Here is a 17218-nt window from a genome sequence, read left to right on the forward strand (position 1 = left end):
GCGCCTGCGCGAAATGATCGGGCGCGAGGGCCGCATCTCCGAGCGCGCCCGCCTCAACACCGCCAGCGGCAGCTGGTCCCAGTGTATCGACTCGGTGAACGGCCTCGTCGGCGAGATGGCGTATCCGGTGTCTGAGGTGGCACGCGTGATCGGCGCGGTTGCCAACGGCAACCTGTCGCAATCCATGAATCTCGAAGTCGACGGCCGGCCGATGCGCGGCGAATACCTGCGCATCAGTACCGTCGTGAACACGATGGTGGATCAGCTCGCATCGTTCGCGTCGGAAGTGACGCGCGTGGCGCGTGAAGTCGGCACCGACGGCAAGCTCGGCGGTCAGGCGCACGTGAAGGGCGTCGCCGGTACCTGGAAGGATCTCACCGATTCCGTGAATCACATGGCCGCGAACCTCACCGGCCAAGTGCGAAACATCGCTGAAGTCACCACCGCGGTGGCGAGCGGCAATCTGTCCAAGAAAATCACGGTGGACGTGAAGGGCGAAATGCTGGAGCTGAAGAACACCGTCAACACGATGGTCGACCAGCTCAACTCCTTCGCCTCCGAAGTGACGCGCGTGGCGCGCGAGGTGGGTACCGAAGGCAAGCTCGGCGGCCAGGCGAAAGTGGAAGGCGTCGCCGGTACCTGGAAGGACCTCACCGACAACGTGAATCACATGGCCGCGAACCTCACCGGCCAGGTGCGAAACATCGCTGAAGTCACCACCGCGGTGGCGAGCGGCAATCTGTCCAAGAAAATCACCGTGGACGCGCGCGGCGAAATTCTGGAGCTCAAGAGCACCGTCAACACGATGGTGGACCAGCTCAATTCGTTCGCCTCCGAAGTGACGCGCGTGGCGCGCGAGGTGGGTACCGAAGGCAAGCTCGGCGGCCAGGCGAAAGTGGAAGGCGTCGCCGGTACCTGGAAGGACCTCACCGACAACGTGAACCACATGGCCGCGAACCTGACCGGCCAGGTTCGAAACATCGCCGAAGTCGTGACTTCGGTGGCCGACGGCGACCTCAAACGCAAGCTGGTCGTGGAAGCGAAAGGCGAGATCGCCGCGCTCGCCAACACCATCAACGGCATGATCGACACGCTGGCCACGTTCGCCGACCAGGTGACCAACGTGGCGCGCGAAGTGGGCACCGAAGGCAAGCTCGGCGGTCAGGCGAGCGTGCCGGGCGCCGCGGGCTTGTGGCGCGACCTCACGGACAACGTGAATCAGCTCGCCGCGAACCTCACGACGCAGGTGCGCGCCATCGCCGAAGTCGCGACCGCCGTGACCAAGGGCGATCTCACACGATTCATCACGGTGGAAGCCTCGGGCGAAGTGGCCGCGCTCAAGGACAACATCAATGAGATGATTCGCAACCTCAAGGACACGACCCAGAAGAACAACGAGCAGGACTGGCTGAAGACCAACATCGCGCGCTTCAATCGACTGCTGCAGGGCCAGCGCGATATCCGTCACGTGTCGAATCTGATCCTGTCCCAGTTGGTGCCGCTGGTGAACGCGCAGCAGGCGCTGTTCTATCTCACTCGCCAGGACGGTGGCGAAAACATTCTGGAACTGGTGGCGAGTTACGCCGCGCCGAGCCGTCGCCGGCCGCCGCAGCGACTCGGGTTGGGCGACGGCCTCATCGGTCAGTGCGCCATCGAGAAGCGCTCGATGCTGTTGACCGACGCGCCTCACGACTACATGCGAGTGACCTCGGGTCTGGGCGAGGCGAAGCCGTCGACCGTGATCGTGTTGCCCGCGCTGTTCGAAGGCGAAGTCAAAGCGGTGCTGGAGCTCGGCTCGTTCGAGCGCTTCAGCACCATTCATACCCTGTTCCTCGATCAGCTGATGGAAAGTATCGGCATCGTGCTCAACACGCTGGCCGCGAACATGCAGACCGAGGCGCTGCTCGCCCAGTCGCAACTGCTGACCGGCGAGCTGCAGAGCCAGCAGGAAGAGTTGAAGAAGACCAACGATCGTCTGGAGCAGCAGGCGACCACCCTGCAACGTTCCGAAGACCTGCTGCGCTCCCAGCAGGAAGAGTTGCGCGGCAAGAACGAGGAACTGGTCGAAAAGGCCAATCTGCTGTCGTGGCAGAACAAGCAGGTGGAAGCCAAGAATCAGGAGGTGGAGCGCGCCAAGGAGATGCTCGAGGAAAAAGCCGAGCAGCTGGCGCTCACCTCCAAGTACAAGTCCGAGTTCCTGGCGAACATGTCGCACGAGCTGCGCACGCCGCTCAACAGCTTGCTGATTCTTTCCAAGCTGCTCGCCGACAACGCCGACTCGAACCTCACCGGCAAGCAGATCGAGTTCGCGCAGACCATCAATCGCGCCGGCACCGAGCTGCTGGCGCTGATCAATGACATTCTCGACCTGTCGAAGATCGAGTCCGGCACGGTCACGCTCGACGTGAGCACCGTGCACTTCGGCGAAGTGGTCGACAACCTGCAGCGCAGCTTCGAGCAGGTGGCCAGCGACCGGAAACTGCAGCTCAAGATCGAGCTGGATCCGTCGTTGCCGCGGACCATGATCACCGACGAGAAACGCCTGCAGCAGATCCTGAAGAACCTGCTGTCGAACGCGTTCAAGTTCACGCACGACGGCGGCGTCGAGCTGTCCATCTATCGCGCCAGCAACGGCTGGAATCCCGCCAATCAATCGCTCAATTCAGCGTCGTCCGTGGTTGCGTACTCCGTCCATGACACCGGCATCGGTATCGCGGCCGATAAGCTGCGCGTGATCTTCGAAGCGTTCCAGCAGGCCGACGGCACGACCAGTCGCAAGTACGGCGGCACGGGCCTCGGTCTGTCGATCAGCCGTGAAATCTGCCGACTGTTGGGTGGCGAGATCATGGTGGAGAGCAAGCCGGGCGTCGGCAGCACGTTCACGCTGTACTTGCCGATGACGCATGACTTCACGAAGGCGACGGTCTCGCACACGACGGCGCCTCAGCCGTCACAAATCGTCGTGAGTCGCGAGTCGACGCCGCTGCTGGTGGCGTCCGAGCTCACCGACGATCGACAGAATATCCAGCCCGGCGACCGCGTGCTGCTGATCATCGAGGACGATGCGAAGTTTGGCCGCATTCTGCTCGACCTCGCGCACGATCGCGGCTTCAAGGCGGTCGTGTCCGCCACGGGCAGTGGCGCGTTGCCGCTGGTGCGACGGTTCAATCCGTCCGTCATCACGCTGGACATCAACTTGCCGGACATGGATGGCTGGCGGCTGCTCGATATTCTCAAGCGCAGCGCCGAGACGCGGCACATCCCCATTCACATCATCTCCGTGGACGACCCACGCGAGCGTGGTCTGCAGATGGGGGCGTTCTCGGTGTTGGAAAAGCCGGTGGATCACGCGACTCTGCAACAGGCGCTGGCTCGCACCGAAGAGTTCATTGCGCGCAAAGTGAAAGAATTGCTGCTGGTCGAGGACGACGACTTGCAGAGTGGCGAAATCAAGAGAGTCATCGGCAATGGCGATGTGCATCTCACGCGGGTCACGACCGGTCGCGAAGCCCTGGAAGCACTGAAGACCAGGCAGTGGGACTGCGTCGTGCTGGATCTGGTGTTGCCGGATATGGACGGGGTGCAGTTGATCGAAACCATTCGTCGCGACACCTCGCGGCGCCTGCCCGTGATCATTCACACCGCCAAGGATTTGAATCCGGCCGACGAGGCCAAGCTGCGCAATCTGGTCGAGTCGTTCATTCTGAAAGGGCCGGAGTCGCATGAGCAGCTGTTCGACGAGACCGCGCTGTTCCTGCATCGCTTCATCGAGCGCATGCCCGAGGATCGACGCCAGATCATCGAGAAAGCGCGCCGTCGCGAGCCCGGCCTGGCGGGACGCAAAGTGCTGATCGTCGACGACGATATCCGCAATATCTTTTCGCTGACCGGCGTGCTCGAACAGCACGACATCGAAGTGCTGCACGCCGAGAGCGGCCGGGATGGCATTGCCATGTTGAACGAAACGCCCAGCATCGACATGGTGCTGATGGATGTGATGATGCCGGACATGGACGGTTACGAAACCATGCGACAGATCCGACGCAACGAACGTTTCCGCAAGCTGCCGATGATCGCGATCACTGCCAAGGCCATGAAGGGCGATCGCGAGAAATGCATCGAGGCCGGCGCCTCCGAGTACATTTCCAAGCCGGTTGATGTCGATCAACTGGTGTCGATGATGCGCGTGTGGCTGCGGCGGGTTTGAACAAAGGCATGCAGGCCCTGGGCCCGCGGATCGCTGACACCGACGAAGAGGTGCCGGCGGTGGACGCTACTGGCACTTTGCCGGCGCTGCCGATGCGCGCGACCATTCTCATCGTCGATGACGAGCCCAACAATCGGTTCGCGCTGGCGCAGGTGCTGGCCGAGCTGGAGGAAACCGTCGTCGAGGCGGCCTCCGGCGAGGACGCGTTACGTTTTTTGCTTCGCGAGGAATGTGCGCTCATCCTGCTCGACGCCAACATGCCGGGCCTCGACGGTTACACCACCGCCGAGCTGATCCGTCGTCGCGAACGCTCGCGCCACATTCCCATCATTTTCGTCAGCGCCATCGATCGCGACGACGAGCACATCGCGCGGGCCTATTCGATGGGCGCCGTCGACTATGTGTTCAAGCCCGTGGATCCGGTGATCCTGCGCTCCAAGGTCGCGGTGCTCGTCGATCTGTATCGCAAGAGCGCGGAAGTCGAGCGCAAGGTCGCGCTCGAACGTTTCCTACAGGAAGAGAACCTGCGCATCCGTCAGGAGAAGCTCGAAGCCGAGCGACAGTTGCGGCAGGTCGAGGAACGGCAAGCCGCCATCGTCCGCTCGCTGCCCATCGCGCTGTACAGCGCGGCGATCGACTCGAAATTCGCCGGCCCGCGTTTCATCAGCGACGTCATCGCCGATTCGATCGGGTTCTCGCCCGGTCTGTTCATCGACTACCCGCAACTGTGGGTCGACAACATTCATCCCGACGATCGCGAGCGGGTGTTGAACGAAGTCGAGTCGATCCCGACCCTCGGCGGCATGTCGACCGAATACCGCTGGGTCTGCGCCGACGGCTCGCATCGCTGGTTCCTGGACCGTGCGGTGTTGATCCGCCAGGACGGCCGGCCGTTTGAGATCTTCGGCAGCTGCCTGGATATCACCGATCGCCGCAGCGTCGAGCAACAGCTCATCCAGTCGCAGAAGATGGAAGCCGTTGGCCAGCTCACCGGCGGCATCGCGCACGACTTCAACAACATGCTCACCGTCGTGATCGGCAACCTCGATTCGCTGGCCCGGGCACTGAAAGGCACGGGACGCAATTTCGATCGCGCGCAGATGGCGCTTACCGGCGCACTCAGCTGTGCCGAGTTGACGCGTCGCATGCTGGCATTCGCACGTCGTCAGCCGTTACAGCCGAGCGCGGTGAATCTGGGCGAGGTCAGCCGGAATATCACCAAACTGTTGGGCCGGACCTTGGGTGAGCGTGTCCAGATCGATGTGCTGGTCCAGGAAGAGTTGTGGAACGTGCTGGCCGATCCGGCGCAGGTCGAGTCGTCGCTCATCAATCTGGCGGTCAATGCCCGGGACGCCATGCATGAGGGCGGCACGCTGACCATCGAAACGCGCAACATCGGTCGAAATGAACGCGATGCGGATTTGCCGGAGGGCGAGTTCGTGTTGCTATCGGTGACTGACACGGGCGCTGGCATGACGCCCGATGTGTTGGAGCGCGCGCTCGAGCCGTTCTTCACCACGAAGCGCATGGGGCACGGCACGGGCCTCGGCCTCAGCATGGTGTACGGTTTCGTCAAACAATCGGGCGGCCACGTGAAGATCATCAGCACGCCAGGTCGCGGCACCAGCGTGAGAATCTATCTGCCGCGCACCGATGCGGCACCGAGCATCACTTCGGCGAGCGGCGAAGACTTGTCGCTATCGGGTCAGGATCGAACCATCCTGCTGGTCGAAGACGACGCGGGCGTTCGCGCTGTGACGGCAGCGATGCTGAAGGAACTGCAGTTCAACGTCATCGAGGCGGACAACGGTGCCCGCGCACTGGACATCGTCGATCGAGAATCGACCATTGATTTGTTGTTCACCGACATCGTCATGCCCGGCGGAATGAATGGATTCGAGCTCGGCCGCCTGGCTCGCGAGCGGCGTCCTCAACTGCCTGTCCTCTATGCCACCGGATACTCGGCTTCATACGCGGCACCCGAGAAGGGCGCCGACATGCTCGCCAAGCCGTATCGCGAAGCGGATTTGCGTAGCAAGCTGCGCGGGCTCTTGCCTGTTCGCGCCAGGGCGTGAGATTTACTTCGCGCCGCTTCGCCGTTCCTGGCGTCGCCGGGAGGCGATAGAGCACTCCCGGCGACGCAGGCCATCAAGGCCTCTTAGTTCCCTTTCAGCTCCAAGGTTCGCAGCTCCTTGTCCGCTGTGATCTCAGCTTCAGTGAACGGCAACTTCAGCCACTGACTCTTCGAATACAACTTCGTCTGGTCCGCCGAGTACGGCGAATCCTCTTCTTCCGATTGCGAGTACGACAGGATGCCGTGCGCGTTCACCTCGCCCGTATCGGTCCAGGTCACCACTTGCATCCAGCTGTTGCCGGTGACGATGGGCGAATAGCCTTTGCCCGGGGTGAGCTTGCCGACCAGGACGCTGAATACGCCGGCGCCGTGCGTGCCGCCCGGCAGGCCGATCCTCTCACCATTGCGTTCGGTGAATTGCACATCGCCCCACAGCGCATCCAAAGGAATTTGCGCGTCGGTGAGTTTCTGGGTCGCGGTCGCGAGCGCCTGCATGACCGCCTTGCGAATCCTGGCGTCGCCGACCTTGATCTGGCGCGGCGTGTTCACCGCGTCCTTGGCATCGAACGGCACTTGCCACAAATCCGGAATCGCGGTGATCAGCGGCAGCGCTTCGGTCCAGATGTGCGCGCCACGGCTCGTGACATCGTGCCTGCGATCCCAGCCGGCCAGCACTTCGCACGACTTGGTCACGTCCACGCTGTTCTTTTCCAGCTTCACCGTCTTCGGCTCGCGCTTGCAGATCGCCAGCACTTCATCGAGCACGAGCTCGGCGCCGTAGCTGCGATGATTGAAGAGCAGGTCCTGCAGACGCTGCGCGTCGAAGCGATTGCGTTCCTTGGCGTTCAACACTTCATTGACCATGACCAAGCCGGCACGGGTGCGCAACGAGCGCTCGGTGCTCTCGGCGCCGATGATGGGCGAGAAGCCCTCCAGCGGCTGCGCGGGATTCGACAGCCAGTAACTGTCGTTGGAGTTGGTGACGTAGTCGTCACGGATCAGATGCGGCATCTGTTGCGGCGGCAGAATGCCCGGCTGCTGAGCGCGTTCGTCGATGCGCCATTCGCATTCCGGTGCACCCCGCAGCACTACGACTCGCCACGCGCCCCAGCGTCCTTCTCGTTCACCGGCGCAGGTCTTGATCAGCGCTGCATCGACGTTCGGCACCACCGACATGTCGGCATACAACGCCTTGCCATCGCGATCGGCGGCGATGGTGTTCACCCAGGCCGTGCCTTGCGACGTTTGCAGCGATGTGAGGATGTCGTCGACGTTCTTGGCGCGAGCGAACTTCAGATACTGCTCGGTCGCGCGATTGTTATCGAGGTTGGAATCGCGAACCGCGTAGGCCCGCTCGCGGGTCCACGGCAGATCCTTGTCCTCGATGATCGGGCCGAAATGACTGAAATACGTCGTGCGCTCCTCGGTCTTCAGTGTGCCGTCGGGCTGGCGCACTTCGACGCTCACTGTGTGCGCGGTGAGCTTGCGAGTCTCGTTGCCGTAGCGATACGACAGCGGATCGTTCGGATCGAGCGTCAATTCATACAGCGTGGAACGCAGGCTGCTCGATACCGTGTGCGACCACGCGATGTCGTGATTGAAACCGATGCTGATGAACGGCGTGGAAATCAGGCCCACGCCCATCACATCGACTTGATCCGGAATCGTGAGATGCGCCATGTGGAAGCGACTCGAGCCCCACCAGGGATAGTGTGGATTGCCCAACACCATGCCGCGACCGTTTGTCGTGGCGGCCTTGCCGAGCGCGATGGCATTCGAACCCATCATCGTCGCGTCTTCCGGCGCGGGTGGCGCCACTCGGGACGTCTTTTCATCCTTGCTCGGAGGCGCGGCGTTGGCGATCGCGGCCGGCGAACGGCCTACGCCATAACGAATGCCGACACCGATGCCGACGCGCGCCATATCCACGGCATCGATCGGGCGCACCCACGGTTGATTGCGACAGCTCGCCGGAAGTTGCTCACCGGTATGGTCCGCGAGATAGCGGTTGTAGCCGGCGATGTAGCCCTTGGTCATCTCGACAATTTCGGGCGGCGTGCGGCTACTGGCGTGCGCGAGTGACTCATTGGTGATCACCGACTTGTGGAAGACATCGCTTTCGAGCCGACCTTCCTCGGGGCCGAAGAACTTGGCCTGTTCGCCCCGCACGGTGACGAACTCGCGAGCCAGCGTGCACACCGAATCGGTGGCGACGGCGTAGGCGAGACCATATCCGAGACCCGCCCAATCGTTGGCTTTGACGTGCGGCACGCCGTGAGCGGTCCAGCGCACGGTCGCGTTGTAGCGCTCCTTGCTCGCCGCCTCGTTCGAGGGCGGTTTACTGCAGCCGACGGTGATTGCGGCACACGCCAGCAGCAGCGTCGTGCTTCGAAGGGTTCGATGGCTTCGCGAAGTCATACTCGTTTTGTCTCCAGAGTCGCGGATCGATAGCGCAAAGTTACAGCGCGACAGGCTGCCGCGCCTTCGCGTTCAAGACGGGCGAACGTCGCAATTCGGGCCCGGCACCCCTCTTGATGTCGGACAATCCGGCCAAATATCCGGCCCAAAGCGCCACTCTGCGGAATTGAAGCTCGTCAAACCGGCCCGATCCAGGTAGAGTGCGTAACTTCTCAGCCGCCATCCGGTCGGCTTCACCCCTCGGGTTCGTCGGCCCCGCATCGTTAATTCTGGGCCCGCCTCGATTTATCTCCCGCCTCACTGGATCCGAAACGCAAGTTTCTGCAGGCTGGTTGAGGGTTTGTTTCCATGCCTTTTGCTGCTCTCGGGCTCATCCCCGAACTGACGCGCGCGCTCGCCGATCGTGGCTACACCGCGCCCACTCCCGTGCAAGCGCGAGTGATTCCTGAAATTCTCGCCGGCCATGATGTGCTCGCGGGTGCCCAGACCGGCACCGGCAAGACCGCCGGTTTCACGCTGCCATTATTGCAACGTCTGCAAGACGGTGCTGCTTCGAAAGCGCCCCGTGTGCTGATCCTCGTGCCGACGCGTGAGCTCGCGTCGCAGGTGAACGAAAGCATCCAGAGCTACGGCAAGTATCTGCGTCATCGCAGCCTGGTGATCTTTGGCGGCGTGAGCATCAATCCGCAGATCGAAAATCTGCGTCGTGGCGCCGAGATCCTGGTCGCGACGCCGGGCCGGTTGCTGGATCACGTTCAACAGCGGACCGTCGATTTGTCGCGCATCGAAATCTTCGTGCTCGATGAAGCCGATCGTATGCTCGACATGGGCTTCATCGCCGACATCCGTCGGGTCATCAAGCTGCTGCCGAAACAGCGGCAGAACCTGCTGTTCTCCGCGACCTATTCGGATGACATTCGAAAACTCGCCCAGGGCCTGCTGCACAACCCGGTGGAGATCGAAGTCGCCAAGCGCAATGCCGCCGTCGATACGGTCGAGCAGCGGGCGTATTTCACCGGTAAGGAGCAGAAGCGCGCGTTGCTGTCGCATCTGATCCAAGACGGCGATTGGCAGCAGGTGCTGGTGTTCACGCGTACCAAACACGGCGCGAACCGCCTGGCCAAGCAGTTGGAACAGGACGGCATCGAGGCCGCGGCGATTCACGGCAACAAGAGCCAGAACGCCCGCACGGCCGCGCTTTCGGACTTCAAGAACTTTCGCATTCGTGCGCTGGTCGCCACCGAAGTGGCGTCACGCGGTCTGGATATCAAAGAGCTGCCGCATGTCGTGAATTACGAGCTGCCCAATGTGCCCGAAGACTACGTGCACCGAATCGGCCGCACGGGCCGCGCGGGTGCGACGGGATTGGCGGTGTCGCTGGTTTCTTCCGATGAGTCGGGATTGCTGAAGGACATCGAACGTCTGCTGCGCAAGCCGGTGCCGAAGGCGGATGTGCCGCATTTCAAGCCAGCCCCGCCGCCGGTGCGTGGCGAGGAATCACAGGAACGATCGTCACAGCCGCGTCAGTCGCAATCCGAGCTGGCTCGGTCTCAAGCCCAGCAAGGCCGACCGCAAGGTCAGCAGGGCCGACCCTCTCAACAACGGCACAGCGGTGCCTCGCGCCCCGCCGGTGAAGGTGGCGGCCGTCGTCGCAAACGCCGCGGCGGTGGTGGCGGTCAGCCGCAAGGTCAGCAATCACCTCAGTCTCAGGGCCAGCCGCGTCACGCGCAGGGTCAGCGACCGCAGCGGTCGCATGGTCACGGGCAAGGACAGGGCGGCGGTCACGGCCAAGGTCGCGCGAATCAGCAGCGCAGCTCGTCGCGTGGACATCGCGGCGGAAATCGAACGGTTTAGTCCCGCCAACGGGGATCGCTGCTCCACACTCGCGACATGCGCTAGACACTCCGACGGCCGCTCCTGCGGCCGAACGATGCCGCTCAGCCGGCACCCGTCTTCGGGTGATCGGCTGCAGCGGTGTTGGGCAGCAGGCTGCATGCCGGTTAGGTTTCATTCGCTGCACCACAGTGCTTGCACTTGGAAACGTTGAGAGGAAACCAGATCTGCGCGAAGGCCCGTTCTCCGCATCGGTAGCACCTCATCGACACGATTCGTTCGCGCAGATACATGAAGATGCCGAACCACACAGCGAGCGCAAGCATTGGGGCCAGCGATAATTTGTCAGAGGGCAGAATCGCTTTAAAGAGAGCGACCAGCACAAGTCCCACAACGAGCCACGCCGGAATCCACAGCAGTACGTGATTGCGCCGTCGCTTCGCTTCCAGCCAAAACCCTTCGCGATCCATTCTGAAACCTAACGCTGCCGCTGTGCCGCGAGCAACGGCGCTTCGCCGGTGCGAGTCGGAACCAGCGGCTTGTTAGGCTGCTCGAATCGCGATACGACAGCGCAGTCCATACGATGTAACTATCAACAGGGGGCACATCAGCCTATCGAACCGACGGAACATTAGCGCCATCTGGTAGCCACGCAGCGCCAGCGACCCCACTTGGGACACGGTCCTGCAGGAGTGCGTCCTCAGTGTCCGCGCAAAGGGCACAAAGAGGCTGGAGATTGATCGAAGCTGCAGCGTTAGCAACAGAACTACCAGCTCGAAACCGAGAAAGTCCGCGAACAGCACTAGGACCCGAAGCTCGGGATTTACGATCATGACGAGAAGCACGAGAACAACGAGCACATGAACGATGTGACGGACCGGGATCTTGTTCGGGATGCTCATGAGTGGTTGCCGATGTTAGACGGCATTGCGGTAACCGCTCATCGAGGCCATGCGTATGCGTGCGCCGCCTCGAGTTCGCGAGCCCAAAGTGCATCACGTGCATTGGGCGTCCTGGGATCTTGAACATTTCGAAGCCGCTGCAGAGCCTCAAAGAAACCGGGGCCAGGTCGATTCGTTTCAACCGCGACAACGACTGCCGTGCGAAACGGCCTTTGCGCTGCTGTGTCTTGTTGATCGAGCACCTCAAAGATGCCGGCGAGCGGGTGCGCCGCCCAAATGCCATCAAACGGAGGCAGGCCGAATCGTTCGGCAATGCGCCCATAATTCGTTAGATCCTGGGCACGAGCTACACCCTCGAGCATCGTGCCAACGAGGTTTGGATCGACCGGTGCGTTTGCGTTCACGTGCGAACCTCGAATGCCGTCTAACTATAATGTAGACGACCTAAGTGACGTAATCCAACCCGGCTGGCGTAGCGCTGCATCCACCTATCTCAACTTTTTCCCCCGACTTGTAGCGCGCTTCTGCTCCGATATCGAGCCATGATAGGCAGCCGCTGGATTGGAGCCGCCTATCGGCGTCGGACTGTTCTTTGCAGGCCCACCGCACCGTTGTCTCAGATATTGTCTAGCGGGCTTACCTGCGAGAGTTCGCTTGACATCCTCGCGCGTGAGCACGACTGGTAGATGCTTCGGGCGCTTCGCGCGATGGACATTCTCCAGCCAGGGAAGCGTTATCTTGAGTACATCCCGATACAGGAACAGGATGGCATTCAGCGCCTGGTTTTCGGTGGAGGCCGATATCTTCGCCGTGATCGCAAGAGAACTCAGGAATGCACTCACCTCTGTCGCGCCCACCGATACAGAATGTACCTCCTGACCCACTGCATGTAGGCTTGTTCCGTGCGTAAGCTGTAATGTTTGATCCGAATGATCTCCCTGACTTGGTCCAGCAATCGAGGCGACGAGGTACTCGGCGATGGTTGCGACAAGATGCCCTCCAGAAATTCCGGCTGGATGGATGGGAATCGGCATCGCCGAACTCACCGATCCTGATGCCGTCTATTCTGCGGAGCACGGGAGCTATAAATCGGGCGCAATCTGATGAATATCGGGGGTAATCGGTGGAGAGAGATCGGTGCAGATGTGATATATCGCGTCAGTCAGGTCGTCTACATAATAGTTAGGCATCCCATGGAAGATACGGAATCGCAGTCCAAACTGCTTGTTGCGCTCGCCTGCTACGATGAGCAAACGCGCGCGAAGCGGGTAGAACGAATCGAGTGGCTGTCTCAACATATCGGAGAGCCGGTGGCCGTTATGGGTGATATGACTGTCCTGCATATGAAGGAGGAGGCGAGAGATTGCTTCATTAGTGGCCACTTCATTGGTGCTATCTTGCTTGCCACATCGTTCGTCGAGCAGACGCTGAGCGAAGAACTTGAGCGTGTGACGACTGCGCAAGAACGGCGAACATTCGAACTCATGATCAAATCAGCCCGGCAGCACTTGAGCCTCCCAGACGATCTGCTTGATCGCACCGACCGCCTCCGTGAGCTACGCAATCCATTTACTCATCGCAAGGCACCAGGTCACTCTCATGCTTTGGGCGAGCGATTCCTATCTGAAAAGCGACACCCCAGGAGTATCCTTGAAGAGGACGCGAAGCTGGCGATGGGAGTTATGTATGAGTGGTTCCATAGGACGTTGCGCGCCTAACAGCACGCTGGTTCCGACTCGCAACGGTGAAGAGCCGTTGCTCGCGGCATGGCGTGAGCGTTAGAGATCAAAGAACAATGGCAGCTCTGGGGCGACAAGACAGAAGCGGACGGCTGACGGAATCAAGAGGCGGGGCATGGGCCAGTTCCTCTCAAGATTATGTGCGCCTCGCACATTTGCTTTTCGAGCAGTCCTCTTCCTGCGCAAGAGCTCTCGACGGAAACTGCTCAATTTATCCACTTGCCGGCATCCCCGTTTTGTGCTCTGCCCTGCGAGCTCTGCTCATTGAAGCTAACTCGGGAATGTACGGTGCTGGCGAAAGCCGCGACCTGATGAAGAAGCTCGCGAGCGCCGCGAATGAGCTCTCGATATTTTCGGAAAAGTATGCCGTTCCACAGTTGCTGCGCGAAAAGCTTGCACTGTTGTATGAGGTAAGAAATGAAATCGTTCATCCAGCACACATGCCAGCCGGGACGACTCATGGGACGCCGGCTTATCTCCTGCCTTTGAGAGACGCCGGTCTTTTGCAGAGCACGAAGCGTGACAATAGCGATTACACTTGGATGGCACAGCTCCAGTCGCACCGCCTCTTTGCGCACGCATTCGAAACGATCGAATCGTCGGCCTCAATAATTCTGGAGCGGCATCATGTTTCCGCAGAATCCAGATCCCTGCATCTTGAGTCTTATGCGCGGTACAAGGCGGTTGATCTCTAACAGCACGCTGGTTCCGACTCGCAAAAGCGAGGTGCTTTTGCTCGCGGCTCATCGCTAGCGTTATGCGCTTTCGATCGTCAGTCGCACTCCTGCTCTTGGTGAGCTTCCAGGTATCGCTATGCCTTGGGGCTACCGGAAAGACCGACAGCTTGCCGATATGTGACCCGACTCCGAAAATCGTTTCAACGGGCCATAAGTATCATAGGAGGGTCCCGCCACCGACCGGGACCGTGTCGTGGAGGTCACCATAGACGTCTCCGGTCGTGTTTCGGCGGTCCGACTCGTGAGGTCTTCTAATCCCAAACTAAATGAGCAAGCGCTCAACGACGCTCAACAATGGGTGTTTGAGTCACCCATCGCGGCGTGCCGCGCTGAGATCTCAATCGACTACAGGCTCAGTGGCGAAGCTGCGACCTCGCATAACAATTCGCTGGAGCCGACGCCGGCGAGAAACGCACCTTCACTCAGCGTCGGCAGCGGCGCGGCTCAGTTCGGTCGTTGGGCTTCATACCACCACCTCTCCTCTTCTTTTCTTCCCGGAATTTAACAGTTGGGACTCCACAGGGCGCGACGGGTGGAGGAAGCGGCCGAACGTGCTAGGGGCACCAAGGCCGGCGACGTTTCTGCTGAACCGTCTGTTTCTGCAGGTCAGCCTCTCCTGAGCATGCTCGTCATTGCGAGCCAGAAGACGAATATCAAAGAGAGCAGTCCGGCGGCCGCTGCCGTGAACAGCCACACAATCGACCAGCCCCATCCTTGTTCTCCAGAGAAAAGATGTACGCCGGAGCTTCTGAGCACGAGGTCGAGCAGCCACAGCACAGCAGGCGCAGACGCCAACGCGATTACTGCTCCAGTCAACACGCACGCCGCCGCTGAAAGAATGCCTGCTCCAGCGTCCAGGACATTGCGCGCGCTGCTATGGAACGATAACGCCAGCGTTGCTGCCGCAAGTGCCAGCCACCACGCCATGATGCCACCTTCGATGTTCAGCGACCTGAACAGGCATCTTCCACCGGTAGCGAAGCTCACGCATTCCGACCGGGTCATCGCCCAGCTCAACGCCACGGCACCTGCCATTGCGAATGCGCATACAGCAGCGCGAGTTTTCGCCACCAATCTTTCATCGGCTAACGCTTGAGTTCGGGCGCGCGAGCGCGGAACTGGGCATAGAGCTTGTCCGGCGGCGACTCGAAATACTTCAGCAGCGCGGGACACAGCCAACCCTCCATGCCAAGCGCCTGGCTGCGATACCAATTGCCGCTCATATCCGCCCGGACCCACTCCAGCTCGAGCTGATAACCGGGAAACGCGCCTCCGGAGAAGAGCAGAGTGAATCCATCTCTCGCATTGGGTATGTCCGCGACCATGCGTCAATGATGACGTCCGCGCCGGAAATGAAAGGCTCCTCGCGCAGCCCCGCCGCGGCGTCGTCGAACACCCAGACTCCCTGGGTCATGTAGGGATGAATCGCGATGATGGAGTTCATAAGCTTGCCGCCTTCCGGCGCAGGTTCGGTTCGTAACAGGTATCGTGCGTGCAAAGCTCCACGAATGCCAGGGCCTCGCCTTCAGACATGCGATACTTCGAGCGCAAGGTTCGTCCAGTGTTCGTGGCTCCAGAGGCCTCATGAAGAAACCATCACGTTTCATGCCGCCGGTCGAGCGACAGCCAACGCCGGTCATGGGGTGGATGCTACTGGCGGTAGTTGGCGCGTATGTCCTGTTCGTGATCTGGCAGTATCCTTTCGCCTGCGTCGCATTCATCGCGCTCGTCGTCGGGTGGAGTATTGTCTCCAATCGAAACGACCGCACTCATCTACAATCGTTGGCTGCAGCGAGGTCGGGTGAGTCAATATGTCACTTCGCTCGCGAAGTGAACTGCCGGGAAGTGGATACTTGGATCGTTCGAGCCGCCTACGAAGAGATTCAGGGGCATCTGTCCCGGCTTCTGCCAGACTTCCCGGTCCGCAGCAGCGACAGATTCATTGAAGACCTGCGGATCGATCCCGACGACCTGGACGACCTTTTGGCGGTCGACATGGCCGAACGCGCACGCCGGGATCTGACGGAGGCGGAAAAGAACCCATACTTCGGTAAGGTCAGGACTGTGCGCGACCTGATGATGTTCCTGCAGGAACAACCGAGGCTGCCAGGATGATCGCGATTCACGGTCCGTCGCATCTTCATTGAGCCGCAGCGATACTAGCCCAGATGATCAGGTTCCATGACAACGGCGCGTACGACGCTAACTTTCAGCGCGAGGTGGCTGTGTGCTGCCCTCGATGCAAGGGTCGCGCGTATGTCTTCAGTGACGACAATGGATGGCGAGCCAAGAACGCGGCACTTTCATGCAGTTCCTGTGGCTACAGCGCGCAATGGAATCGTGCGAACCCCAAGGGCCCATCCGTAGGCGTCGTTAAACGCCGATGCCGATACTGCGGACGGTGGCTCGAGAGAAAGTACTTCGGCTTACCCCACGCCCACCTGGCGCGCCTCAGGTGTGCGGGCTGCAACACGGAAATGCGAGAGCCCATCACTTGGTCGCGACGCGGGCAGGTCGACGCATGTGATCCGTATTTTGGGTATCCGCTGTGGTTGGTTGGCGAAGTGAAGGGAAAGGTATTCTGGGCCTACAACTCAGCGCATCTCTCCTTCATCAGAAACTACGTGCAGGCTACGATTCGAGTCCGCGAGCCGAACCGGAATTCCTCGCTGGCGAGCAGGCTTCCTCACTTCCTGCTGGACCGGAAGAATCGCAGCGCCGTCTTGAAAGAGATTGCCCAGCTGGAAAGAAAGTGAGGCGGCCGACAAGCGGGCGGTGTCAAGGGAACAACCATGCGGATAGCTCAGATCGGTCCAGGGTTACAGAGACATGCCACGCATTGAACACGTCGCGCTGTGGGCGCGTGACCTCGACAACCTGTGTTCCTTCTATGCCCGGGCGTTTGGCGCGGCAGGCGGTTCTCTGTACGAGAACAAAGCCAAGGGCTTCAAATCAAGATTCTTGACCTTCCAGTCCGGTGCACGGTTGGAGATCATGGCCACTTCTCAACTTCAGCCCGTGGAGCACGAGCCTGGGGCCCAACTCATGGGGCTCACACACCTCGCGTTCTCGCTCGGTTCGGAGGCTGCGGTAGATGAACTGACCGAAAAGCTGAGGGACGCAGGGGCGTCGGTCCTTGACGGCCCGCGCCGCACCGGCGACGGATATTACGAAAGCGTCGTGCACGATTTCCTCCGTTGAGACCCACCCAGTTTCCTGGGTTGGGGACCACCTGATTTCCTGAGTTCGGGACCACCCGATTTCCTCGGTTGGGGACCACCTGGCGGAGCGCTTTTCGAGGCGCCGCC

The 17218-nt window shown here is 60.7% G+C and carries 12 protein-coding genes and 2 pseudogenes; 9 read left to right on the plus strand and 5 right to left on the minus strand.

Annotated elements, in window-relative coordinates:
* Nucleotide 1: 1 nt before the first annotated feature.
* Nucleotides 2–4207, plus strand: a pseudogene (locus EKO19_RS37705) (response regulator); the annotation flags it as partial.
* The gene (locus EKO19_RS37710) at nt 4189–6282 is read left to right on the plus strand and encodes a response regulator (RefSeq protein ID WP_129782608.1); all 2094 of its coding nucleotides are present in this window, start codon (nt 4189–4191) and stop codon (nt 6280–6282) included. The pseudogene EKO19_RS37705 and the gene EKO19_RS37710, both read left to right, overlap by 19 nt.
* A gap of 83 nt (nt 6283–6365) precedes the next feature.
* Here EKO19_RS37710 and EKO19_RS37715 read toward each other — a convergent pair whose 3' ends face one another.
* Nucleotides 6366–8699: an acylase gene (locus tag EKO19_RS37715; RefSeq protein WP_129782609.1), complete on the minus strand. Its 2334-nt coding sequence runs from the start codon at nt 8697–8699 to the stop codon at nt 6366–6368.
* Nucleotides 8700–9047: 348 nt separating this feature from the next.
* Between EKO19_RS37715 and EKO19_RS37720 the strand changes: the two genes are divergently transcribed.
* Nucleotides 9048–10553, plus strand: coding sequence for a DEAD/DEAH box helicase (locus tag EKO19_RS37720; protein WP_129782610.1), 1506 nt, complete (start codon nt 9048–9050; stop codon nt 10551–10553).
* Between the two features lie 146 nt (nt 10554–10699).
* Here EKO19_RS37720 and EKO19_RS37725 read toward each other — a convergent pair whose 3' ends face one another.
* Nucleotides 10700–11002 carry a hypothetical protein gene (locus EKO19_RS37725; protein ID WP_129782611.1) on the minus strand — a complete coding sequence of 101 codons (303 nt, stop codon included), beginning with the start codon at nt 11000–11002 and terminating at the stop codon, nt 10700–10702.
* Nucleotides 11003–11922: 920 nt separating this feature from the next.
* Nucleotides 11923–12425: pseudogene (locus tag EKO19_RS40145) on the minus strand (phage integrase N-terminal SAM-like domain-containing protein).
* A gap of 202 nt (nt 12426–12627) precedes the next feature.
* On the opposite strand from EKO19_RS40145, the gene EKO19_RS37735 reads away from it, so the two are divergent.
* The 3 genes from EKO19_RS37735 to EKO19_RS40150 all read left to right on the plus strand — a co-directional run bounded on the left by EKO19_RS37735 (nt 12628) and on the right by EKO19_RS40150 (nt 14415).
* Nucleotides 12628–13152: a hypothetical protein gene (locus EKO19_RS37735; RefSeq protein WP_129782612.1), complete on the plus strand. Its 525-nt coding sequence runs from the start codon at nt 12628–12630 to the stop codon at nt 13150–13152.
* Nucleotides 13153–13229: 77 nt separating this feature from the next.
* Nucleotides 13230–13868, plus strand: a complete 639-nt coding sequence (locus EKO19_RS37740) for a hypothetical protein (RefSeq protein ID WP_129782613.1) — start codon at nt 13230–13232, stop codon at nt 13866–13868.
* A gap of 235 nt (nt 13869–14103) precedes the next feature.
* Nucleotides 14104–14415, plus strand: coding sequence for an energy transducer TonB (locus tag EKO19_RS40150; protein ID WP_129782614.1), 312 nt, complete (start codon nt 14104–14106; stop codon nt 14413–14415).
* Between the two features lie 101 nt (nt 14416–14516).
* Here EKO19_RS40150 and EKO19_RS37750 read toward each other — a convergent pair whose 3' ends face one another.
* A complete protein-coding gene (locus EKO19_RS37750) occupies nt 14517–14945 on the minus strand; it encodes a hypothetical protein (protein WP_129782615.1) in 429 nt (142 codons plus the stop codon).
* A gap of 50 nt (nt 14946–14995) precedes the next feature.
* Entirely contained in the window at nt 14996–15235 is a 240-nt protein-coding gene (locus EKO19_RS37755) for a DUF6717 family protein (protein ID WP_217705856.1), read from the minus strand.
* Nucleotides 15236–15494: 259 nt separating this feature from the next.
* Between EKO19_RS37755 and EKO19_RS37760 the strand changes: the two genes are divergently transcribed.
* The 3 genes from EKO19_RS37760 (at nt 15495) to EKO19_RS37770 (ending at nt 17111) form a co-directional block, all read left to right on the plus strand.
* Entirely contained in the window at nt 15495–16025 is a 531-nt protein-coding gene (locus EKO19_RS37760) for a hypothetical protein (RefSeq protein ID WP_129782616.1), read from the plus strand.
* 362 nt (nt 16026–16387) lie between these two features.
* Nucleotides 16388–16666, plus strand: a complete 279-nt coding sequence (locus EKO19_RS37765) for a hypothetical protein (protein ID WP_129782617.1) — start codon at nt 16388–16390, stop codon at nt 16664–16666.
* A gap of 73 nt (nt 16667–16739) precedes the next feature.
* Nucleotides 16740–17111, plus strand: coding sequence for a VOC family protein (locus EKO19_RS37770; protein ID WP_129782618.1), 372 nt, complete (start codon nt 16740–16742; stop codon nt 17109–17111).
* The last annotated feature ends 107 nt before the right edge of the window (nt 17112–17218 follow it).

Origin of the sequence: Peristeroidobacter soli (assembly GCF_004138485.1) — a bacterium.
Lineage (GTDB): Bacteria > Pseudomonadota > Gammaproteobacteria > Steroidobacterales > Steroidobacteraceae > Steroidobacter > Steroidobacter soli.

What these genes read in the sequence shown, in the direction of transcription:
- EKO19_RS37760 (WP_129782616.1), top strand. Translation starts at nt 15,495, where the DNA reads ATGAAGAAACCATCACGTTTCATGCCGCCGGTCGAGCGACAGCCAACG.
- EKO19_RS37715 (WP_129782609.1), bottom strand. Translation starts at nt 8,699, where the DNA reads ATGACTTCGCGAAGCCATCGAACCCTTCGAAGCACGACGCTGCTGCTG.
- EKO19_RS37750 (WP_129782615.1), bottom strand. Translation starts at nt 14,945, where the DNA reads ATGGCAGGTGCCGTGGCGTTGAGCTGGGCGATGACCCGGTCGGAATGC.
- EKO19_RS37770 (WP_129782618.1), top strand. Translation starts at nt 16,740, where the DNA reads ATGCCACGCATTGAACACGTCGCGCTGTGGGCGCGTGACCTCGACAAC.
- EKO19_RS37755 (WP_217705856.1), bottom strand. Translation starts at nt 15,235, where the DNA reads ATGGTCGCGGACATACCCAATGCGAGAGATGGATTCACTCTGCTCTTC.
- EKO19_RS37725 (WP_129782611.1), bottom strand. Translation starts at nt 11,002, where the DNA reads ATGGATCGCGAAGGGTTTTGGCTGGAAGCGAAGCGACGGCGCAATCAC.
- EKO19_RS37735 (WP_129782612.1), top strand. Translation starts at nt 12,628, where the DNA reads ATGGAAGATACGGAATCGCAGTCCAAACTGCTTGTTGCGCTCGCCTGC.
- EKO19_RS37720 (WP_129782610.1), top strand. Translation starts at nt 9,048, where the DNA reads ATGCCTTTTGCTGCTCTCGGGCTCATCCCCGAACTGACGCGCGCGCTC.
- EKO19_RS37740 (WP_129782613.1), top strand. Translation starts at nt 13,230, where the DNA reads ATGGCAGCTCTGGGGCGACAAGACAGAAGCGGACGGCTGACGGAATCA.
- EKO19_RS37765 (WP_129782617.1), top strand. Translation starts at nt 16,388, where the DNA reads ATGCGAGAGCCCATCACTTGGTCGCGACGCGGGCAGGTCGACGCATGT.